Below are 21,171 nucleotides of genomic sequence, written 5' to 3'. Positions count from 1 at the left end.
GGCCGCGTGTCCACGTACCGGCCGCGTGTCCACGTACCGGTCGCTTGTGCACGTGCCGGGAAAGGCCCGGACCGCCGCTTGGCGGTCCGGGCCTTTCAGGCGCCGGTCAGGACTGGCGGCCGCTGGTGGCGGCCACGTACTGCAGGTCCTGGTTGGGCAGGCTGGACTTGACCTCGAACGGGGAGACGACCTTGGCGGTGGTCTTCCCGGCCCGCACGATCGAGGCGCTGTGCTTGCCGTACGCCAGCGGGAAGGTCGTGGCGGTGATCCCGGCGGCGACGTCGGCCTTCTTGGCCGCCCCGCCGACGGTGGCCTGGACGGTGGCGGCCCCGGTCAGGAAGGCGAGGACCTCGACGGTGTCGCGCGGGGTGCTGGTGCCGCCCCTCGGGACCATGAACTTGGTCTGCGAGCCGCCCGAGGGCCGTTGCGCCGCCTTCTGCAGGCGGTGCGTGAGGTAGACGGTGTCACGGACGATCGCCGGCGTCTTGCCGGTCTTGAACTTGGTCAGGTAGTAGGACGTGAGGTCCAGGTACGCGCCGCCGTTGTGCGTGGACGGCGTGAACTGGGTGCCTTCGGAGAAGTCGTTCCAGGTGGTGAGCTGCACCCAGTCGGCCCCGCCGGTGATGGACTTGTCCCATGTCAGGCGGAGGTTCTCGGTGTTGTTGGCCTCGTCGTAGATGCCCTGGTTGGGCCGCTCGTCCTGGACGGAGACCGGCTGCATCCAGATCTTGCCCAGGTCGTGGGCGAGCTTGATGTTGGAGGCGATGCCCGCCTGCTGCGCGGGGCTGCGGTTGCCCCAGTTGGAGAAGCCGTAGCTGATGGGCGCGTACGCCTTGGCGTGGGTGGAGAAGTTCAGGAAGACGGGCACGAACGCCACCTTGACGCCGTGCTTGGCCTGCATGGTGTCCATGAACTCCTTCCACCACGAGACCGGCTGGTTCTCCGCCTTGAACGGCGAGACGACCAGGCGCTTGTCGGCCAGGCGGTAGACGGTGGAGTGCTGGGCCAGTTCGGCCATGGAGGCGGCGAGCTGGGTGGGGGTGACGCTCTTGAGGCCGTTCATGTCCGGCATCAGGACGATCTTGAAGCCGGGGTCGACGTTCTTGGCGGCCTGGACGAGCAGCTTGAGCCGGGTCCAGTGTTGGCTGGTCAGCGAGAGCACGTCGACGGTGAAGCCGTCGAGCCCGGCCGTCCTGGCCAGGCGGATCTCGCTCTCCATGTCGGCCAGTTGCCAGTCGCCGGTCTTGGGCGCTCTGGGCAGGGGGCGGTCGCGCAGGAGCCCGCCGTACGCGGCGTGCTTGCCGCTCTCACCGGCCGGGTTGAGGTAGTTGCGGGCGTAGTAGTCCTCGGCGCCCGCCTTGTTGTCCAGCGAGATCGGGTAGGGCGTGAAGTAGTGCGCGAACACCTTCTTCTCCGAGGCCCGCAGCGTGCTGATCGACGGCAGGTCGAACGGCAGCGGCCCGGCGGGCACCGGCGGCTTCTCCGCCGTGGTGTAGGTGATGACCAGGCGCGGCGGGACGGCGCCGGTGGCGGTCGCGCGCGAGGAGTGGAAGACGCCCTGGACGCCGCCGGTGCTGGTCAGCGCGAAGGCGTACGTGCCGTCGCCGGTCACCGCACCCGACAGGTCGATCTTGGCCTGCTGGCCGGCGGTGAAGCCGGTTTTGGTGCCGGCGGTGGCGCCGAGCGTGGGCCTGTTGGTGTAGAGAACGTGCTCGTCCCACGCGGACGTGGTCTTGCGCACGGCCAGCGCGGTGTCCGTGGTGCGCACGGAGTGGATCTCCAGCGTCGCCTTGACCTCGGCGCCCTCCGGGATGCCGGTGACGTTGAAGCGCACCAGGCCGAAGCGCTCGTTGCCGGGCCCGTTGAAGGCCGACATCCAGGTGAAGTCCGCGTGGTCCGCCGTGGGACTGGTCTCGCTGACGTAGGTGTCGGCGGAGGCCTGCACCGTCACGGTCTTGGGCTCGGCGGCGGCCTGTGCGGAGGCCGGCGGGGCACTCATGATCGCGACGGCCATCGCCATGACGGCGGATAACCAGGGCTTGCGCAGCATGTGATCTCCGGGTGTGGGGTTCGTTGCGCGTGATCATATTGCCCGCCTTGCCATGAAATGACCCGAAATATCAACATCCGGTCAGCCGTTTCTCCGCGGCGTACTATGAACAAAAAACCAGATTGTTCATACGGAAGGAACCGCGATGAGGGACGACCTGCCGCGCATCACGGTGGGCCAGGGCCCGCCCCTGGTGGTGCTGCTGTTCACGCCGCGGGCGGCCAACCCCGCCGGGCTCGCCCGCTGGTCGGCGATGCGGATGCTCAAGCCGTTCACCGAGCGCTTCACCGTCCACCTGCTCAACCGCCCGCCGGGGCTGGCCCCGGACACGACCATGGCCGAACTCGCCGCCGTCTACACCGCCGGCTTCGACGGCCCCGCCCGGGTGCTGGGCGTCTCCACAGGCGGCTCGGTCGCGCAACAACTCGCCGCCGACCACCCCGACCTGGTCGAACGCCTCGTCCTCGCCGGTACGGCAGGCACGCTGGGCCCGATCGGCAAGCGCGCGCAGCGGGCCTACATCGACCGCGCCCGCCAGGGCAGGCGCCCCAGCCCCGCCCTGGCCGAACTCGTCACCCCGTCACCGCTCGCCCGCGGGCTCCTGTCCGCTCTCCTGTGGCTGTCCGACGGCTCGGCCGACCACTCCGACGCCGCCACCATGCTCAACGCCGAGGACGGCTTCGACCTGCGCGGCAGGCTGGCCGACATCAAGGCGCCCACCCTGCTCGTCCACGGCGAGAAGGACGTGGTCTACCCGCTGGAGCTGGCCAGGCAGACGGCGGCGGGCATCCCCGGCGCCCGCCTGACCGTCTACGCGGGCCGAAGCCACAGCGGCACCTTCACCGACCGCCGCTTCGCCCCCGACGCGCTGACCTTCCTCACCTGATCACTGAACCCTCACCCGATCACCGAACCCTCACCCGATCACCGAACTCTCACCTGATCGCCGAACCCTTCTCCGGCGCCACCCTGCGCAGGGTCAGCACCCTGCGGCGGCGTGAGGCGGCCGTCCTGATGAACGACTCCGCCTGGTTGACGTGCGGGAACGGGAGGGCGGGCACCGCCGTACCCAGGAACTCGCACAGCGGCGCCCAGCCCTCGCGCACGTCGAAGACCAGCAGCCGGTCGGCGGGCACCTCGGCCATGACCGCGTCGTTGTGCCGGCGGAACACCTCCATGGCGTGCTCCGGCTCGCCGAACCGGCCGCCGAAGGTGTCCTCCCAGATCAGCCGCTGAGCCAGGGCGCGGCGCCTGGCCAGCGACGGGTAGAACGCGTCCTCCAGCCGCATGACCAGGCCGCGCACGCCCGGTTTGCGGGCCATGAAGTGGTAGATGGTGCGGTGGGCGCTGGCGTACCAGCGTGCCGGGTCGCGTACGGTGAGCACGATCTTCGCCTTCGGGAACGCCCCGGCCAGCTCCCGCCAGAACGAGCAGGCGGGCCAGTCGCAGGCGGCGCGGAAGCCGGTCAGCAGGTCCGGCCAGTCGACCGCCTCACCCCGCACGGCCGCCTCCCACCTCGGGATCAGCTCCTCGCGCTCGCCCAGGGACGACATGTGGTGGCAGGGCCGGTACCCGAGCGCTTCCAGCGCCAGGCGCAGGGAGTAGGTACCGGTCCGCCCCATGCCCGCGCCAATGACCTCGACCATGAGACCGCTCCTCTCATCGTGCACAACGGGCGGGCGCGGAAACCGGTTCAACATTGAAGGAGTTGACGTGGACGTCAAGGGCCGTTCATCCGTGCTTCAGCGAACGGACGCCGGGCATCGCTAGCTTCCGGGGGCCATTGCCACACTTTTGATCGTTAGGAAGCGTCGTGTCCCGTTCATTGATCGCCGGGCTGGCCGCCGCGGCCGCCCTCACCACCGTCGCGGCCGCCCCCGCCGAGGCGGCGCCGCGGCCCAGGTCACCTCGGATGTCGTCCTGCCCGCGCCCACCCTGGCCGACTTCGAGAAGGGCCTGGTCCAGGACGACCGCGGGGTCAAGCTCGGCGGGATCGGCAGCGGCCTGTACCCGGCCGGCCGGCGCGGCGACTACTGGATGGTGACCGACCGCGGGCCCAACGGCGAGCCGAAGGTCAACGGGGAGAAGCGGCGCACGTTCCCGGTGCCCGAGTTCGCGCCGGCCATCGTGCGCGTGTCCGCGAAGAACGGCAAGGCCGCGATCACCAGGACCATCACCATCAAGAACGCCGACGGCACCCCGATCACCGGCCTGTCCAACCAGTCCGGCCACGACGAGGTGCCCTACGGCTGGGACGGGCAGGAAGAGCTCGCCTACGACCCGGGCGGCCTGGACACCGAGGACATCGTGCCCGACGGGCGCGGCGGCTTCTGGCTGGTCGACGAGTACGCGCCCTCGCTGGTGCACGTCGGCTCCGACGGGCGCGTCCTGACCCGCTACGTGCCGAAGGGGCTCGGGCTGAAGGGCGCGAAGTACCCGGTGAAGGAGACGCTGCCCGCCGTACTCGCCACCCGGCAGCAGAACCGCGGCTTCGAGGCCGTCGACGTGTCGCGCCGCGAGAACGCGCTCTACGTGGCCGTGCAGAGCCCGCTGGCCAACCCGGACAAGAAGACCGGCAAGGCCTCCAGCACCGCCCGCATCCTGCGCGTCGACCTGCGTACCGGGCGGCCGACCGGCGAGTGGGCCCACACCATGGAGAACGTCGCCACCTTCGACCCCAAGGCCGAGCAGGGCGACATGAAGATCTCCGCGCTCACCGTGCTGTCGCCGGGCCGCCTGCTGCTGCAGGAGCGTACCGACGCGGTCGCCCGTCTCTACACCGTGGACCTGCGCCGCGCCACCGACCTCGCCGGCGGCGGCCACGACGACCCGGCCACCAAGCCGTCGCTGGAGTCTTCGCTGCCCGCCTCGGTGAAGCCGGCCAAGAAGGAGCTCGCCGTCGACCTGGCGGCCGTCCCCGGCCTGCCCGGCAAGATCGAGGGCGTGACCCTGCTCGACCCCAGGACCCTCGTGATCGCCAACGACAACGACTTCGGCCTCGGCACGTTCGGCGAGGACGGCCGGCTGATCGACTCCGGCGTCAAGAGCCACCTCATCACCATCCGCCTGCCTCGCCCGCTGCGCTGACCGTTCCGCGGGCGCCCATCCTCAGCTCATCCATCGTGGTGGCCCGCTGGGTCACGGTGGCGGGCCGCCCCCTACCAGCACACACGGAAGCATCACCCTCTGTTACCTGCTGCGACGCCAGAATCTTTAGGAAAGTTTCTTGATTGTTGGCGGATCGTGAGTCAAGCTTGATCTTGATCATGAAGCGGTGGCCCGCACCCCGCGGGCCACGCAAGCACGCAGGAGGACGCTTGATGCACACGAGAAGGCTCGGTCGTGCCGGAGTCGCCGCCGTCGCCGCGACGCTGACGATCCTGGGCGCCGGCACCATGGCACACGCCGAAACCCCTTCCTCCGCGCCGAGCGCGGCCGTCGCCTGCCAGCCTTAGGGTGCGCTGGCAGTCGACGGCGCCGAGCTCGACGTCAACAGCCCCGCCCCCGGGGTCGGCAACTGCTTCACCTTCACCGGCCAGGTCGGTGACAACCTCACCGTCGGCATCTACCTGCCCGGCAGCGGCGGCGAGCGGATCGGCTTCCACAGCAAGCTGATCGTCCGCGACCCGTCCGGTCAGGTGGTCGCCCAGTACCAGGGCGGTCACCCGCAGGTTCAGCCGATCTACCGCCTGGCCGTACCCACGCTGACGACCACCGGCACCTACGAGGTCGAGGTCGCCCCGGTCTCCGCCGACGGCCTGCTGGCCGCCCGCGTCCTGCTCAACTCGGTGACCGACCTCGGCAGGGTCAACATCGACGGCCCCGGCAAGCTCGTCCAGCTCAAGCGGGTCGGCCAGGAGCAGCGCATCACCTTCGCCGGCACCGCCGACCAGTGGGTCCAGCTCGACCTGGCCGGTTTCGACTTCCAGACCGGCACCCCCGGGCGCGAGGCGGGCGTCTGGTTCGAGATCTGGAACAAGGACCAGACCCGGCTGCTCTTCCGCGACGTGCTGCGCGCCAGCGGCCGCCGCGAGATGGGCCCGCTGCGCGTCGGCGGCGACTTCGTCATCCAGGCGTGGTCGGTGTGGGGCTCCGTCGGCGGTGTGACCGTCTCGGTGCCGAGCATGCCTCCGCAGAAGTAGCCCGTTGAACCGTGCGGCGGCCGTCCCTCCGGGGGCGGCCGTCGCCGTCTACCGTCACGATGACAGATTCGCCGGCCCCGCCCAGGTCCGTAATTTCTTCCTCAGAAGGAAACACGACCTCGAAAGGACCGCGACATGGTCACCACCACCGCCCCCGCCGCCACCACCACCGACGCCAAGCTGCTGCGCTTCGCGCTCCGCCTCGACGCGATCGGGACCGGCGCCAACGGCCTGCTCTACCTCGGCGCCGCCGCCGTCTTCGGCGGGATGTTCGGCCTGCCCGCCGCGCTCCTGTACCCGATCGGCGTCTTCCTGGCCGCCTTCGGCGCCGCCCTGCTCGTCCTCGCCGCCCGGCCCGTGATCAGCAAGGCCGCCGTCGGCGTCGTGATGGCGGTCAACGTCCTCTGGGTGCTGGCCGGCGCCGAAGCGCTGATCGCCGGCTGGTTCCCGCTGACCGCCCTCGGCACCGCGCTGGTGATCGCCCAGGCCGCCGCGGTCGCGGGCTTCACCGCTCTGCAGTACGCCGGTCTGCGCAGGGCCTGAGCCGCCCTACCATCGAAGATCGTGAAGGATCTCGAACTGCTCCGCCAGGAGATGCGGGTGCAATGGGACATCGACGGACTCGACCGCATCCGGGGCGGCGGCGAGGACCTGGCCGTCGCCGTGGCCCCGGACGGCACGATGGCGGCGGCGGTGGCCGAGACCGTGCCGGACGACAGGGCGCGGCCGCTGCTGAAGAGGGTCGCGGACGGCCCGCCGCCGCCTCCCGGCCGCCCGCCCGCGCTCGCCCCCGGCGCTACGGTGTCCGGCGGCCCCTGCTACCTGCTCACCCCACCCGTCCGCGGCGACGTCCACGTGGACGTGCTGCGCTCCGACCGCCCCGCCGACGCCGGCCTCGTCCGTGACCTCCGGCCGGGCAACTGGGAGCCGGAGGAATGGGCGGACCTCGTCGGCGGCGGCCAAGGAGCGCCGTGGGCGATGGTCGTCTCGGCCGGGCAGGTGGTCTCCATCTGCCACACGCCGCACCGGACGGCCGCCGGGGCGGAAGCCGGCACCTGGACCGCGCCCGGCTTCCGCGGCCGGGGCTACGCCGCCGCCACCACCGCAGTCTGGGCGGACCTGCTGGCCCCCACCTGCCCGCGCCTGTTCTACAGCACCACCGCCGCCAACCGCTCGTCGCAACGGGTGGCCGAACGGCTCGGACTGCGGCACATCGGGTGGATCTGGCGGTTCGAGGGGCTCTAGGGGTCATGGCCGGTACCCATTCACGATGCCCGCGCTGACGCACGCCACCCTGCCCCCCGAACCGCACCTGTCCGGCGTCCTCCTGCCGTTGCTGAGGACGTGCCTGGCCAAGGAGTGCGGGCGGCCTCGGACCGGCGGCTACACCACGGAGGCGCCTGGACGGCCAGCTATCGGGCTTTGGGCGCCGGTGGCCGCGGGGGTGGTGGCGGGCCGTACAGGCTAGGCGGGGATCTTTCGGGCCGCGCCCCTTCCCGCGCGCAGCACCAGCAGGGCGGGCGTGAGCAGGGCCCACGCGCCCAGCGTCACGCTCGTGACCATCGACTCCAGATGAAGCAGGTCGTGGAGGACGGCCGGGAGCGAGCCGGGCAGGCGTATGACGAGGAAGCCGAGGGCCTCGACGGCGATCAGGGCTCCGGCGGCCCCGCCGGCCAGCGCCGCCAGCACGCTGAACCGCCACAGCAGGAGCGCCGACACCGAGATCATCAGCCCGATCAGCACCCCGGGCACGACCGCCAGCAGGAACGCGGGCAGGTCGTTGTCCCCCAGGGCGAACCCCCAGAAGATGAACACCAGCGCCGGTGGCACCGTCATCGCCATGCAGATCGCCGCGGCCGCGCTGTGCCGCCAGGCCGCGACCGCGTACGCCGGGATGTACAGGACCAACGACACCACGCTGATCGTGAGCCAGGAGGTCATGTTCAGGAACGTCTCGTAGTCGTCGTCGATCCAGCTCGCCAGGACCTCGAAGCTCTGGCCGAACAGGCTGAGCGCGAGCACCGCGCCGCAGATCAGCGCCGTCACCGCGGCGATCCGGTGAACGACGTCGGCCCCCGAGCGCCCGGTCCCCGAGCGCCCGGCCCCGGCCACAGAAGCGGGCGGCTGCCACGGCGGCGGCCCGGCTTCCATGCGGACCGTCCCGGCGGCGGGCACCGTCTGCGGCCCGGAAACCGGCGCCGTGGGCATGGCCTGCGGTCCTGACGGCGCCCCGGTGAGCGTGGCCAGCAGCCCGTCGGCGGTGGGCCGCTGGGCCGGGTCCTTGTTCAGGCACGCCTGCAGCAGCGGCCGGAGATCGTGGGGAACGCCGGACAGATCCGGTTCCGCGGTCAGGATGGAGTGCATCAGGGACGGCATCGTGTCCCCCTTGAACGCCTGCTCCCCCGTGGCCGCGAACACCATCGTGCTGGCCCAGCTGAACAGGTCGACCGCCGGCCCGGCCACCGCGCCGGCGAACTGCTCGGGCGCCATGAACGCCGGCGTGCCCATCACGCTGCTCGTGGCCGTCTGGTCGAGCGCCCGCGCGATCCCGAAGTCGATGACCACCGGCCCCTCGGCGCCCATGATCACGTTGCCCGGCTTGAAGTCGCGGTGCACCACACCGGCCCGGTGGATCGCGGCCAGCGCGGTGAGCGTGGCGACGGCCAGCCGTTCCAGCCCGCTGCCGAACCGCGCTCCGTCGCCCTTGACCATCCGCTCCAGCGACGGCCCCGCGATGTGCTCGCTCACAATGTACGGCCGGCCGTCCGCGACCCCCACATCCAGCACCCGGGCGGTACAGAACGGCGCCACCCGCCGCGCCGCCTCCGCCTCCCGCAGGAACCTGCGATGCGCGTCCTCGTCGGCCACCTGGGCGTGAAGCACCTTCACGGCCACCTTGACCCCGGCGTCGTCCTCCCCCAGGTACACCGATCCCTGCCCGCCCCGGCCGAGCACTCCGCTCAGCGAGTAGGCGGCGATCTGACCGGGGTCCGCGGCGGCGAGGGGCAACACGCAGACGACCTTAGTGCCACCTCACCCCCGCGGCCACCCGCCCCCGGGCCAAGCAGGGGATTCAGGCTCGCGGCCCCACCGCGCCGGAAAACCGGTTGCCTCCGGTGTGGGCGGAGTCCTAGCTTGTGGCCGTCGTCCACGCACCGGGGAGGAACATACGTGTTCGACGCCGCCGTCCACGCCTATCTCAGGTCGGCCGCCGGGGAGGGGGCTCGCCGGGCCGGGCCGTTCACGGTGCGCTTCGACGAGCACGACGACGCGCTGCCGTTCAACTACGCCATCCCCGACGACGATGTCGTGCCCACCGCCGGCGAGGTCGGCGCGCTGGTCGCGTTCTTCCGCGAGCGCGACCGCGTGCCGCGGCTGGAGTACGTGCCGCAGGCCGCGCCCAAGGTGGAGGCCGCGGTGCTGGCGGCCGGGTTCCGAGCGGAGGGACGCTATCCCCTTCTGGTGTGCACACCCGCCACCGTGGTGGACGCCCCGCTGGACCCCGCGATCGAGGTGGCGCCGGTCACCGCCGACGCCGGCCTCTGGCAGGCCGCCCGGGTCATGAACGCCGCCTTCGACGCCCCGGACGCCACCGAGCACGACGTCGCCCGCATGCGGCGCGTCCTCGACCGCGGCGGCCTGGTCGCGGTCGCCACCGACACCACGACCGGCACGGCCGTCGGCGCGGGCCAGATCGGCGGCCCCCACGAGGGGGTGGCCGAGGTCGCCGGGATCGCGGTGGTGACCTCGCACCGACGCCGTGGCATCGCCGGCGCCGTCACGGCCCTGCTGACCCGCGCGGGCGCGCCCACGGCCTTTCTCACTCCGGCCGACGACGCGGCGGGCCGGGTGTACGCCCGCGTGGGCTACCGGAAGGCCGGCGAGATGCTGCACATCTCGCTGCGCTGACGCGGGGCTAGCCGACGAGGGTGCATGCGGCGACCGGTCCGGCCGAGACGCGGTCGCTGATCCCCGCCTCCATGCTCATGAAGGAGCCGCGGACCATGAACTCCAGGACGGCGGTCTGGCCCGGTCCCACCTTGGACGGGTCGAGGCGGAAGCCCGCGCCGCCGCTCTCCTCTTCGCCGGTCTGCGGGGCGGCCAGGCGTACCCCTTCCACCCAGGTGGTCGAGCGTGGCTGGGGTGAGCATCTCTTGCCCTCGGGGATGAAGTCGACGATCGCGTTGAAGCCGCGGGCCCGGAGTTCGGCCTGCAGGCCCTTCGGATTCTCGGCCTGGTAGATCTTGACGGTGATCGTGCCGTCGGGGTTGTCGGTGACCGCGTAGGCCGGTCCGGTGTTCAGGAGGATCGCCGCGGTGGCGGCGGCCAGGGCCAGTGCCGCGGCGGCGGGGACGAGCAGTCTCCTGCGGCGGCGGGGCGGGGTGGCGAGGTCGGTCATGACGCGCTCCTTGAGCAGGTGGAGGCGGCCGGGGTCCAGGCTGGCCCTGGGCGCGGGCGACAGCAGGCGGGTCAGTTCGTCGTGGTCGTTCACCTGTCGTCCTCCCGTCCGGCCGCGGCCGCGCCGGTCGCGCGGTCATCTGTTACCTGCCGCCGAGGCTTGATCAGTTCCCGGGCCAGGCGGGCGCGGGCACGTGACAGCCGGGACTTGACCGTGCCGACGGGAATGCCCAGAGCCTGGGCGGCCTGCTCGTAGTCCAGACCGGCCCAGACACACAGCGCCACCACGTCCTGCTCGGGGCGGCGGAGCCGGTCGAACGCCTGCCGTACCGCATGGATCTGGGCCGCGGCGGCGGCGCGGTCGGCGACCTGGTCCGCGAAGTCCGGCGCCGGCGCGTCGGGCGAGAGGCGGTCGGCCAGCGCGCGGCGGCGGCGCTCACCGCGCCGCGCGGCGCGGGCCAGGTTGGTCGCGATGCCCAGCAGCCAAGGTCGCAGCGTCCCGCCGTCCGGCTGGATCTTGCGGCGGGAGCGCCACGCCTGCCCGAACGTCGCCGCGGTCACGTCCTCGGCCGTCGACCAGTCGCCGGTCAGCCGGTACGCGTGCGCGTAGACCTGCTGGGCGAATTCGTCGAACAGCACCGAGAAAGCGTCGTGATCACCCGCCCGGAGGCGGACGCGCAGCGAGGACTCCACACTGATAACTGTCCGCCAGATGGCTCCGGGTTCCGTAATGTTCGGGTTCATGAGCTTCGCCGGCACAGCGCGGCCGCGACCCCGCTGGTACCACGCGCAGACCGACCTGGACGACTTCGCCATCATCAGTTACCGGGTGGACGCCGACGCCCTGGCCCGCCACCTGCCCGACGGCTTCACCCCGATGACGCTGGACTTCGCCGGCGGCCCCGGCAGCCTGGTCTCGGCCGTGGCGTTCAGGGACCGCGACTTCCACTTCCGGTTCCTCCCGCAGGTCGGCATCGACTGCGGCCAGATCAACTACCGCGCCTACGTCACCGCGAACGGCCGGCCGGGCGTCTGGTTCTTCGGCACGAGCCTCGACCACCCCGTGGTCCTGATCCCGCAGCACCTGTGGGGCATGCCCTGGCGCCGCGACCGCATCCGCATCGGCGCCGACTGGACCGGCAGCCCGGCCCACTGGCGGCTCGACGCCGGCGACACGCGCTGCGAGGCAGAGGAACTCCCCGAACCACCCGCGCACCTGGACGGCTTCGCCGGCGAACCGGACTGGCTCGAACGGCTGACCCACCCCATGGACGGCTGGTACCGGCGCCGGGACGGCGGCGTCGGTGTCTACAGCATCTGGCATCCGGTCATGCGCCCCCGCTACCTGACGGCGCTCTCGGCAAGATTCCCGATGTTCGAGCGCCTCGGGCTGATCACCGCGGACACGGAGCCGCACTCGATCCTGGCGGAGCGGCACCTGCCGTTCGACATCCACACCCCGCCCCGCCGTCTCTGAAACCCACTCCGGTCAGCGACGCGGGCAGTTGTAAGGCCACGACATCGCGGTGATCGTGTGCGTCGCCTGGGACGTGCCGCGCTGACCGGGAAAGGCGCACCGCTCCACGAGCACCACCGACCCGCCCTGGCGCGGATCACCGTTGGTGTAGGAGGTCTCGACGCGCCTGACCCCGCTCGTGGCGTCCGCGGTACCGCAGGAGAGCGCGAGCGCGCCTGCGACGATGAGCGGGGCGGCTCTCAAGACGTTGCGCACACCGAAATCCTGCGGGGATCACCCCCCGCGGGGTACCTCGCACATCAGAGGGCGGTCAGCAGCGGGTGAGCCACTGGTGCGAGCGCGCCATGTAGGTCCCGGCGAGATTGCCCTGCGCGTGGACCGAGGTGCAGCCCTTGCGGCGCTGATGGTCGCGCTCCAGGTAAAAGGCCAGGGCATGGTAGGGGTCCAGCTTGTTCGCGTTGTTGAACACCGACTTGATCGGCTGGGTCAGCGCCCACTCGCAACGCCCCGGCCCGGCCGCCCAGTCCTTGCTGCTCTCCGTCCAGCTGCACATCTCACCCTTGCCGTCGTTCTCCGAGAAGAAACACGCGCTGTTCTCGGGACAGCGGTAGTACCCGGTCGTCCCCGGCGGCTCCCGCAGACCCGCGGCGCCGAAGCCCGCGAGCGCGCCGACGACCAGCGCGGCGGCGGTGATCACCAGGAGCCGCGGACGCCGGCGCCGCCGCGGGGTGGTCGCGGCGGCGGCGGACGCCACGCGGGGCAGCAGGGCCGCGCTCGTGTGCGCGGCGCGCTCCTCGTGGGTACGCGCCAGGCAGTCGCGCACGATCTGCCGCCAGGGCTCGGGGAGATCCGGGGACAGCCGGATCCGTTCGGCACCCCGGCCGTAGGCCTGCACGGCGTCCCGGCGAGCGGCCGGCGTACCGCCGGGAAACGGGTGCGCGCCGGTCAGGAGGAGATGGGCCATGATCCCGAACGCCCAGACGTCCGCGCTGGGGCGGATGACCTGGCCCCGCTCGCCGATCTCGGCCCAGAGCAGCTCCGGCGCGGTGTAGTCAGGGGTGGCGAACGCGGGCGCGTAGGCGTGCGTGCCCTCCATCTCGGCGGCCAGGTTGAAGTCGCCGAGCCGTACCGAACCGTCCGCCATGAGCAGCACGTTGCCCGGCTTGAGATCGCCGTGCACCCACCCGGCGGCGTGCAGGTCGGCCAGGCCCTCGCAGACCTGCGCCAGCACCACGGGCCCGCCCGGCACCGGCGCCGGCGCGACCAGCGAGACGAGGGAGACCAGCGCGTCCAGCGAGCTCTGCGCGCGTTCCAGGACGAGGACGGTGGCGCCGTCCAGCTCCGGCTGTCCGGCGTCGTCGACGACCAGGGTCTGGAACATCCGGATCAGGCGCGGGCGGTGCAGGGTGCGGTGGAGCTCCACCTCACGGCGGACCAGGTCCTCGTAGTGGCGCAGCCGGCGCGGGGTGGCCGTGCCGGTGGGCAGGAACTTCAGCGCCGCCACCGCGGGCAGGTCGTCCGACGCTCCCACGCGGTGGGCGAGATACACGCTGCTGAACGCCCCGGTGGCCAGCGGATGGCGTACCTCCCAGTCGCCGACCCGATAGCCGGAGGGGACCGACACGGCGAAGATCCCGCCCGGCTCCCCGATCACGGCGCGGCCCCGTCCAGCAGCGCCAGGTCGTCCTCACCGACCAGGTCGAACCGCAGGGCCAGCGAGACGAGGGTCGCCTTCTTGCTGTTGAGGCGGGATCCGCGGTTCGCGGTCTCCGGTGCCGGTTTCAGCCGTAATTTGACGGCCAGGTAGTCGATGTTCCACTGCACGGACGTCCGTGACGCGTCCGGCCACGTGGTCCGTAAGCGCCGCACCAACTGCTCCACGGTCGGCGGCGGCGTGTGCAGCTCGCCCCGCAGCCGCGACTCGCACAGCGCCACCAGGACCAGGAAATACCGCGTGCCGCGGTCCAGCGGGAACGCCGGTGTGGTGAGCGCGCCCGCCAGCTCGCGATCATCCGCGGTGCGGTAGTCGTGCCGCGGCGCCCACACGTCGAACCCGAGCAATTCCTCCCCGGCGGGCAGCACCACCCGGGAGAACTCGAACGGCACCGGCGCCTCGGCCCGCCCCGGAGCGATCTTGATGTGCTCGCCCGCGCCCTCGGGATTCTCCACCACGTACGTCTGGCGACGGCTCAGATTGCTCAGCGTCCAGAACGTGCCGGTCGCCGTGACCTCACCGGCGACCCGGGACACCCCGCCGTGGGCGATCGTCAGGCAGGCGCCGGTCCCCGACGGAGCCCGCCCGAAGACCAGCGTCTCCCCCGGCGCCAGCCTGATCTGCTCATCCGGCCCCGCACCGCCCGCGGGCACGACGATGATGCTGAACATCCACGGCCCCTTCCCCACGGGGAACGGCTCCCTCACCCAGGTCTGGTCCGCTTCAGCGTAGCCGTGGAGATCGAACGCGACACCGTTACTCCGTGAGGCGAATATTGCGGAACGAGACGGTGTCGCCGGTTCCGTGGTTCTGCAGGCCGATGTGCCCGTCCTTCAGCGAGCGCGCCGGGTCGGCGTTCGTGTAGTCGTTGATCTTGACGCCGTTGAGGAAGACCTGGAGCCTTTCGCCCTCGACCTTGATCTCGAAGGTGTTCCACTGGCCGGGCGGGTTCAGGGCCCGGTCCCGGGCGGGGATGTCGGCCGCCTTGAAGCCGTAGACCGAGCCCGTGGTCCGATCCGCCGCGTCGGTGGCGTCGATCTGGATCTCGTAGCCGTTGTTCACCGCCGACCACGGGTCGGTGCTGGCCGGGAAGCCGATGAAGACGCCCGAGTTGTCGTCGCCGGCCATCCTCCAGTCGAGCTTCAGGGAGTAGCCCCTGGTGTACTGCTTGGCCTTGTACCAGTACAGGCCCATGCCGCCGGTCGAGGTCAGGGTGGCGTCGGCGTTGGTGAACGATCCCGGTCCCGCCTGCTCCCAGCCGGTGACCGAGCCGTTGTACAGGGTCGTGTATCCGGTCTCCGGCCGGCAGTCCGCCTGGGCGGCGCCCATGGCGTACGCGATGCCGCCCTTCAGGTGCTGCAGGAAGGCCGGCTCGGAGTAGGACGCGATCGTGTGGCCCAGGCCGGTGTAGAACGAGCGGCCGCCCTGGTAGACCTTGCACCAGGAGATCGGGTGGTCGCCGCCCATGCTGCCGCCCGTGTAGGAGGTCTCGTCCAGGGTGGCCAGGACGTGGGCGGCGGGCCTCGGGTTGGTGCGGAAGTTGTACCACTCGTCGGTCCTGGTCACGGTGGCGCCCAGGTGGGCTGTGGCGGCGTGCGCCCGGTCCTCGACGTTGATCCTGGCCTGCTGGATCGCGGGGTGGGAGGCGAACCAGGCGCCGGTCAGCTCACCGTAGAACGGCCAGTCGTATTCGGTGTCGGCCGCCGCGTGCACGCCGGCGTAGCCGCCGCCGCTCCTGATGTATCCCTCGAAGGCGGCCTGCTGCTGGGCGTTGAGCACGTCGCCCGTGGTGTTGAGGAAGACCACCGCCTTGTAGCCGGCCAGGTTCGCGCCGGTGAAGGCGGCCGGGTCCTCGGTGGCGGTCACCGTGTGGCCCATGTTCCTGATCGCCTGGATGCCCGCGGGGATCGAATCGTGCCGGAAGCCCGCCGTACGGCTGAAGACCAGCAGGTCACTCGCCGCGGACGCCGGCGGCGAGAACCTCTGGGCGGCACCGCCATCGCACGTCCTGATGACGAGTTGCGCGCGGTCGGTGGCGTCCAGACATTTGCCCAGCGCCTTGATCGCGCCCGCGTCGACGGTCCACTTCTGGGCGGTGGTGGCGTTGCAGGTGTAGATCTGCACCCGGGTGCCGTCGGCGGGGTTGGCGCCGGCGACGTCCATGCACTTGCCGAGCGCCTTGACCGTGCCGGTGCCGGGGTCGATGGTCCATCGCTGGGCGGCGGACTGGTTGCACGCGTACATCTGCACCTTGGTGCGGTCCGCCGGGTTGGCGCCGGCGACGTCGACGCAGCCGCCGGGTCCGCCGATCGGGCCGGTCACGGGCTGGGCGACGGCCTCCCTCGACAGCGTGAAGGAGTCCACGTCGAACAGCGCGCCCGTTCCTCCGGTGAAGACCAGGAACAGGCCGGTGGTGGCCGTGGTGAGGCCGGTCAGCGCGGCGCGCACGTCCACGAACGTCTCCCAACTTCCGGTCTGCGGTACGGCTACCCTGCCCGCGACCGGTCCGGTCTGCGAGCCGGTGCGGATCTCGATGGTCCCGCCGGCGCCGCCGGAGGAGACGCGGAACGTGGCCGACCTGGCGGCGCTGAGCTCGTACGGCGTGAAAGAGATCCAGTCGCCCGCGTGGATGTCGCCGACCGTCTTGCCGCCCTCGGCCGGAGCCTTGCTGAACACCCCGGTGCCGGAGGCGTTGGTGTAGTGCTCGGCCTGCCGGTGCCTGGGCTGGAGGGTGACGGACTCGCTGGTGGTCAGGTTGCCGTCGTCGGTGTAGGAGGCGTTGAACACGGCGAAGATGTTGGCGGCGCTGTCGTGCTCGCCGTCGGTGGGGATGGTGAGCGTGCCCTCGCACCCGTTCGTGGAGGTGATGGGGTGGCCGTGGCTGTCGTGGCCCAGGATGTACGACACCAGGACCGTCGCGCAGTCGACGTCACCGTCCTCCGGGTCGGTGACGACGACCTTGAACGGCACCGTGTCACCCCACTCGAACAACTGGCCCTCGCGTGGCAGTTGGAAGGTGATCGCCGGCGCGGTGTTCCCGACGGTGATCGGTACGCTCGACGTGCCCGAGTTGCCCCCCGGGTCCTCGACGACCAGGGTCGCGGAGTAGTTCCCCTTCGCCGTGTAGGTGTGCGTGGGGTTGGGCTCGGCAGAGGTGGCGCCGTCGCCGAAGTCCCAGGCGTAGGTCAGTGGCTGGCCGTCGGGGTCGGCCGAGCCCGCGGAGGAGAAGGTCACGGTCAGGGGCGGCTGGCCCGAGGTCTTGTCGGCTGCCACCCGGGCGACGGGGCTGCGGTCGCGGCCCTTCACGTACTCGATGCGGTAGAGGGCCGAGTTGGCGTCCCCGCCGAAGTAGCCGGTGCCGTAGTCGAGCACGTAGAGCGCGCCGTCGGGCCCGAAGGCCAGGTCCATGACCTGGGTCCCGGTCCATGGGAACGCGGAGATGTGGTTGTCGGCGAGGCTGACGGCCTTGATCCACCGGCGACCGAACTCGCCGAGGAAGACCATGTTGTCCAACTCTTCCGGAAATTTCACAGCAGAGTTGAGCAAGGGGTCGTAATGGTAGACAGGTCCACCCATGGGCGATTCGGACCCTGTGCCGAACTCGGGCGGGCTGCCCGCGTCCCCGCCGTACCTGATCCACGCGGGCAGCGCGGCGGGCAGCGTGCTCAGCCCGGTGTTGCGGAAGGAGTTGTTGGCCGGGCCGCCCGCGCAGTCGTACTTGGCGCCCGACGGCCCCGAGGGGAAGGTGTACTCGTTGTAGGTCTCGGCCGCGGTGTTCGTCCCCGTGCAGTACGGCCAGCCGTAGTTGCCGGCCCTGCCGACCTTGTCGAACTCCACCTGGCCGGCAGGCCCGCGAGCGGGATCGGTGCTGCCCGCGTCGGGTCCGTAGTCGCCGACGTAGATCACTCCGGTGGTCTTGTCCACGCTCATCCTGAACGGATTCCGGAAGCCCATGGCGTAGATCTCCGGCCGGGTTCTGGCCGTGCCGGGGGCGAACAGGTTCCCGCTCGGAACGACATAGGTCCCCGTAGCCGGATTTACCGTGATCCGGAGGATCTTGCCGCGTAGGTCGTTGGTGTTGCCCGCCGTACGCTGCGCGTCGTAGGCCGGGTTCCGGTTGGTCCGCTCGTCAAGCGGCGCGTACCCGGCCGAGTCGAAGGGATTGCTGTCATCCCCGGTCGACAGATAGAGATTGCCCTGGGCGTCGAAGTCGATGTCGCCGCCCACGTGGCAGCACATCCCCCGATCAGCCGGAACGTCCAGCACCTTCTTCTCGCCGGCCACGTCCAGCGTCCAGTCGGCCTTGACGGTGAACCTCGACAACCGGTTCACCCCCTGCCAGGCGCTCCAGTCCGTCCCCGTCGCGGGAGCGTCCCCGGCGGGCGTGGACAGCCGGGGCGCGTAATAGAGATAGATCGTGCGATTGGTGGCGAAGCCGGGGTCGGCCGCGACCCCTTGCAGCCCTTCCTCGTCGTGGTTGTAGACGCTGAGGGCGCCCATAACCTTGGTGTCTCCGAGCCGGTCCGTACGCCGGAGCGTCCCGTCACGGGCGGTGTGGATCACCGACAGGTCGGGCAGGACGGCCATGCTCATGGGCTCACCCATGTCCGGCACGCCCTTGGCGAGCTCGACGCGCTGGTAGTCGGCGGGATCGATGGCCTCGTGGGCGTACGCGGGGGCGACGGCCCAGGCCGAGGATAAGACGATGGCGCAGAGTAAGACCGAGCCTCGACGAATCATGCCGGTGTCCATTCGCTGGGGGATGGCGATGTTCCGCGGCGCTGCGCCGTAATGTAAATCCGTTTACAGCGAATGTCCATAACTTTCGCCACAAATCGACATAAGTCTGCCTTCACGCCAGGAAAAGCCCCCAAGTCAAAGCTTGTCGGGCTCTTTCCCCTCCCGTCCCCGTGGGACAAAATCAGTGCTCTCCGTCGAGTGTCGGCGTCGACAAGGGGATGAGCACGTGACCCAGCCCGGTATGGCCGCCGCCCCGGGGCGGACTCCCGCGTGGCGCTACGCCATCGGGATGTTCGGCACCTCGATCCCGATCAACATGATCAAGGGATCGATGATCTTCTTCTACGTCGACATCCTCGGCCTCGACGTCCGCGCGTACGGCGTGGTCATGGTCATCTACGCGGTCATCGACGCGCTCGACAACCCGCTGCTCGGCCACCTCTCCGACCGCACCAGAAGCCGGTTCGGCCGGCGTCGCCCGTGGCTTCTCGTCGGCGCGCCGATGCTCGCGGCCTGCATGATCGCCTTCTTCTCCGCGCCCAGCTCGCTGGAGGGTGTCGGCCTCGTCCTGTGGTTCGCGGTGTTCGCGATCCTGTGCGAGGCGTTCGACTCGATGCTCAACGCCAACTACGGCGCCCTGCTCCCCGAGCTGTATCCGCGCGAGCGCGACCGCGCCGTCGCCAACAGCCTGCGCCAGGGCTTCCAGCTCGTGGCCCTGGTGATCTCGCTCGCGGTCACCCCCTTGCTCACGACGCAGGTGTTCGGCACCGAGAAGTCCACCGAAGGCTTCCAGATCACCGCGATCATCTACGGCGCCATCGCCGTCGTCGTGATCGTGTTCATGGCGCTCAGCGCCCGCGAGAACCCCCGCTACTCCACGCGGGAGAGGCTGCTGCCCAGCCTGTGGTCGATCGTCCGCAACCCGATCTTCTGGAAGGTCGGGCTCACCGGCGCCTGCTACGGGGCGGCCATGGCGCTCGTCCTGGCCGGCATCCAGCTGTACGTGCGCTACTCCCTCGGACTCCCCGTCGCCAACGCGCTCTATCTCCAGGGCATCGTCATCCTCATCTCCGCGCTCGGCCTCGTCGTGTGGACGCGCGTCGTCGCCCGCCGCGGCGCCCTGTGGGCCTGGCGCCTGTCCTTCGCGATCCTCGCCGCCAGCTTCGCCGCCCTGTTCTTCGCCACCGACCTCATCACGGCCGTCGCCGCCGGCGCGCTCGTCGGCGCCGGATGGTCGGGCATGCTCGCGACCAACGACCTCATCGTCGCGCGAGTGCTGGACGCCGACGCCGCACACAACGGCGAGCACCGCGAAGGCCTGTTCCTGTCCGCGTTCGGCTTCTTCGGCCGCCTGAACGGCATCGTGACGGGACTCGCGCTCACCTCGCTGGGCGTCTTCTTCGGCTACAACTCCGGCGCCGACCCCGGAGCTGACCCGGGATTCGCGTTCCGGGTGTACCTGTGCGTGTACCCGTTCGTCCTGACCACGATCGGCGCGATAGCCGCACGATTCATCGCAATCCCACTCGAACCATCCCCCGAGCCCGATCTACCCAGCGCACCCGGCTCGCCCGGCGCGCCCAGCTCATCCGGCACGTCCGGCTTGCCCGGCTCATCCGGCTCATCCGATTCGGAGGAAACCCGATGACCCGTCGCGTCGTCATCACGGCCGACGACCTGGGCAGGGAGGCCGGAACGACCGAGGTCATCATCGCCCTGCTCACCGAGGGCCAGGTCAGCGCGACAACCCTCATCCCCGTCACACCCCTCGCCGAACAGGCCGCCACCCAGGTCCGCGACCTAGGCATCGTGCCACGCCTGCACGTGACACTCACCAGCGAACAGGGCCTCAGGCGCTGGCGCCCCCTCACCGGCGCGACCACCCTCCCCGACCCGGACGGAACCCTCACCGACGACCCCTTCATTCTCGGCGCCCGGGGCGAGACCAAGGACGTCATCCAGGAAGCGGACGCGCAGTTGCGCTGGATGCGCAACCGCGACCTCCCGCCCGTAGCCGCCGACTCCCACTCCGGCACCTTGTACGGCCTGCACGGCCGATCATGGCTAGCCCCGGCCCTGGAATGGTGCGCACACCACGACCTGGCCTTCCGGCTCCCCCGTGACGCGGAGCCATACTTCGGCGGCCCCCGGCCACCGGAACTGGCAGCGGCACACGAGAGCGCCGTCACCCTCGCCGACACGCTCGGCGTGGCCATCCCGCAGACGATCGCCACCAACCGCCGGACGGCTGACGATCTCGGCTCCTACGAGCAGCTGCGGGACGACTACCTCCGCCGCCTCGCCGACCTTCCCGAGGGGACGAGCGAGTTGTTCCTGCACCCGTCCAGTGAGGATGCGGTGAACGGACCGGACGGGGTCGTACGCACGTGGGAGACGCTCTTGCTGCGTGACCCCACCTGGCACAAGGCCCTTGAGAGCGAGGACATCGAGGTCGTCGGGGGTTGGTGGTGAGCCGTTCGCTCACCGTGACATGAGCTGGGACCACAGCAACACCTTGAACGCCGTCAGACAGCATCTAGCATGTGCGTTGAACAGTGGCTGGCGGTCATCAACCGCCTGCTCCAGGCGCTTGCCGGAGGCCCCCGCGCCTTCCATACAGCAGGGCTGTTTCGCGCTGCCGAACGAATTA

At 70.8% G+C, this 21,171-nt stretch carries 20 protein-coding genes; 11 read left to right on the top strand and 9 right to left on the bottom strand.

What is annotated here, in order from left to right; translation table 11 throughout:
* Positions 1-106 precede the first annotated feature (106 nt).
* A complete protein-coding gene (locus tag ACFWYW_RS31330; protein WP_379619398.1) occupies positions 107-2,050 on the bottom strand; it encodes an endo-1,3-alpha-glucanase family glycosylhydrolase in 1,944 nt (647 codons plus the stop codon).
* A gap of 145 nt (positions 2,051-2,195) precedes the next feature.
* Between ACFWYW_RS31330 and ACFWYW_RS31325 the strand changes: the two genes are divergently transcribed.
* Positions 2,196-2,936: an alpha/beta fold hydrolase gene (locus tag ACFWYW_RS31325; RefSeq protein WP_379619396.1), complete on the top strand. Its 741-nt coding sequence runs from the start codon at positions 2,196-2,198 to the stop codon at positions 2,934-2,936.
* A gap of 49 nt (positions 2,937-2,985) precedes the next feature.
* On the opposite strand, the gene ACFWYW_RS31320 is transcribed toward ACFWYW_RS31325, so the two are convergent.
* Complete coding sequence (locus ACFWYW_RS31320; RefSeq protein WP_379619394.1) at positions 2,986-3,696, bottom strand: sulfotransferase family protein; 711 nt, start codon at positions 3,694-3,696, stop codon at positions 2,986-2,988.
* Positions 3,697-3,844: 148 nt separating this feature from the next.
* Between ACFWYW_RS31320 and ACFWYW_RS31315 the strand changes: the two genes are divergently transcribed.
* From ACFWYW_RS31315 to ACFWYW_RS31290, 6 genes are all read left to right on the top strand, one after another.
* The gene (locus ACFWYW_RS31315) at positions 3,845-5,137 is read left to right on the top strand and encodes an esterase-like activity of phytase family protein (RefSeq protein WP_379619392.1); all 1,293 of its coding nucleotides are present in this window, start codon (positions 3,845-3,847) and stop codon (positions 5,135-5,137) included.
* 233 nt (positions 5,138-5,370) lie between these two features.
* Positions 5,371-5,505 carry a hypothetical protein gene (locus ACFWYW_RS31310; RefSeq protein WP_379641125.1) on the top strand — a complete coding sequence of 45 codons (135 nt, stop codon included), beginning with the start codon at positions 5,371-5,373 and terminating at the stop codon, positions 5,503-5,505.
* A 183-nt stretch (positions 5,506-5,688) separates the two neighbouring features.
* Positions 5,689-6,192, top strand: a complete 504-nt coding sequence (locus ACFWYW_RS31305) for a hypothetical protein (protein ID WP_379641124.1) — start codon at positions 5,689-5,691, stop codon at positions 6,190-6,192.
* A 135-nt stretch (positions 6,193-6,327) separates the two neighbouring features.
* Positions 6,328-6,735 carry a hypothetical protein gene (locus ACFWYW_RS31300; protein ID WP_379619388.1) on the top strand — a complete coding sequence of 136 codons (408 nt, stop codon included), beginning with the start codon at positions 6,328-6,330 and terminating at the stop codon, positions 6,733-6,735.
* A 21-nt stretch (positions 6,736-6,756) separates the two neighbouring features.
* Positions 6,757-7,437, top strand: a complete 681-nt coding sequence (locus ACFWYW_RS31295; protein WP_379619386.1) for a GNAT family N-acetyltransferase — start codon at positions 6,757-6,759, stop codon at positions 7,435-7,437.
* A gap of 25 nt (positions 7,438-7,462) precedes the next feature.
* Positions 7,463-7,660: a hypothetical protein gene (locus ACFWYW_RS31290; RefSeq protein ID WP_379619384.1), complete on the top strand. Its 198-nt coding sequence runs from the start codon at positions 7,463-7,465 to the stop codon at positions 7,658-7,660.
* On the opposite strand, the gene ACFWYW_RS31285 is transcribed toward ACFWYW_RS31290, so the two are convergent.
* The gene (locus ACFWYW_RS31285) at positions 7,657-9,204 is read right to left on the bottom strand and encodes a serine/threonine-protein kinase (protein WP_379619382.1); all 1,548 of its coding nucleotides are present in this window, start codon (positions 9,202-9,204) and stop codon (positions 7,657-7,659) included. The genes ACFWYW_RS31290 and ACFWYW_RS31285 overlap by 4 nt on opposite strands.
* A gap of 159 nt (positions 9,205-9,363) precedes the next feature.
* Between ACFWYW_RS31285 and ACFWYW_RS31280 the strand changes: the two genes are divergently transcribed.
* Complete coding sequence (locus ACFWYW_RS31280; RefSeq protein WP_379619380.1) at positions 9,364-10,101, top strand: GNAT family N-acetyltransferase; 738 nt, start codon at positions 9,364-9,366, stop codon at positions 10,099-10,101.
* Between the two features lie 7 nt (positions 10,102-10,108).
* On the opposite strand, the gene ACFWYW_RS31275 is transcribed toward ACFWYW_RS31280, so the two are convergent.
* Both ACFWYW_RS31275 and ACFWYW_RS31270 read right to left on the bottom strand, forming a co-directional pair.
* Positions 10,109-10,684 carry a hypothetical protein gene (locus ACFWYW_RS31275; RefSeq protein ID WP_379619378.1) on the bottom strand — a complete coding sequence of 192 codons (576 nt, stop codon included), beginning with the start codon at positions 10,682-10,684 and terminating at the stop codon, positions 10,109-10,111.
* Positions 10,681-11,229, bottom strand: coding sequence for an RNA polymerase sigma factor (locus ACFWYW_RS31270; RefSeq protein WP_379619376.1), 549 nt, complete (start codon positions 11,227-11,229; stop codon positions 10,681-10,683). The genes ACFWYW_RS31275 and ACFWYW_RS31270 overlap by 4 nt, the downstream gene beginning before the upstream one ends.
* Positions 11,230-11,332: 103 nt before the next feature.
* Here ACFWYW_RS31270 and ACFWYW_RS31265 point away from each other — a divergent pair, with 103 nt between their 5' ends.
* Positions 11,333-12,067 (top strand): DUF2071 domain-containing protein, encoded by a 735-nt coding sequence (locus tag ACFWYW_RS31265; RefSeq protein ID WP_379619373.1) that lies wholly within the window; start codon positions 11,333-11,335, stop codon positions 12,065-12,067.
* 12 nt (positions 12,068-12,079) lie between these two features.
* Here the strand turns inward: ACFWYW_RS31265 and ACFWYW_RS31260 are convergent, their stop codons facing one another.
* From ACFWYW_RS31260 to ACFWYW_RS31245, 4 genes are all read right to left on the bottom strand, one after another.
* A complete protein-coding gene (locus ACFWYW_RS31260) occupies positions 12,080-12,322 on the bottom strand; it encodes a hypothetical protein (RefSeq protein ID WP_379619371.1) in 243 nt (80 codons plus the stop codon).
* A 55-nt stretch (positions 12,323-12,377) separates the two neighbouring features.
* Positions 12,378-13,721 (bottom strand): serine/threonine-protein kinase, encoded by a 1,344-nt coding sequence (locus ACFWYW_RS31255; protein WP_379619369.1) that lies wholly within the window; start codon positions 13,719-13,721, stop codon positions 12,378-12,380.
* A complete protein-coding gene (locus ACFWYW_RS31250) occupies positions 13,718-14,452 on the bottom strand; it encodes a hypothetical protein (RefSeq protein WP_379619367.1) in 735 nt (244 codons plus the stop codon). The genes ACFWYW_RS31255 and ACFWYW_RS31250 overlap by 4 nt, the downstream gene beginning before the upstream one ends.
* A gap of 85 nt (positions 14,453-14,537) precedes the next feature.
* A complete protein-coding gene (locus ACFWYW_RS31245; protein ID WP_379619365.1) occupies positions 14,538-18,521 on the bottom strand; it encodes a ThuA domain-containing protein in 3,984 nt (1,327 codons plus the stop codon).
* A gap of 226 nt (positions 18,522-18,747) precedes the next feature.
* On the opposite strand from ACFWYW_RS31245, the gene ACFWYW_RS31240 reads away from it, so the two are divergent.
* The gene (locus tag ACFWYW_RS31240) at positions 18,748-20,169 is read left to right on the top strand and encodes an MFS transporter (RefSeq protein WP_379619363.1); all 1,422 of its coding nucleotides are present in this window, start codon (positions 18,748-18,750) and stop codon (positions 20,167-20,169) included.
* Positions 20,166-20,993 carry a carbohydrate deacetylase gene (locus tag ACFWYW_RS31235; protein ID WP_379619361.1) on the top strand — a complete coding sequence of 276 codons (828 nt, stop codon included), beginning with the start codon at positions 20,166-20,168 and terminating at the stop codon, positions 20,991-20,993. Before ACFWYW_RS31240 ends, ACFWYW_RS31235 begins: the two co-directional genes overlap by 4 nt.
* Positions 20,994-21,171: the final 178 nt, after the last annotated feature.

This window comes from Nonomuraea sp. NPDC059023 (assembly GCF_042740095.1).
In the GTDB taxonomy this organism is placed as follows: domain Bacteria; phylum Actinomycetota; class Actinomycetes; order Streptosporangiales; family Streptosporangiaceae; genus Nonomuraea.
This window is presented reverse-complemented; position numbering and strand designations above follow the sequence as displayed.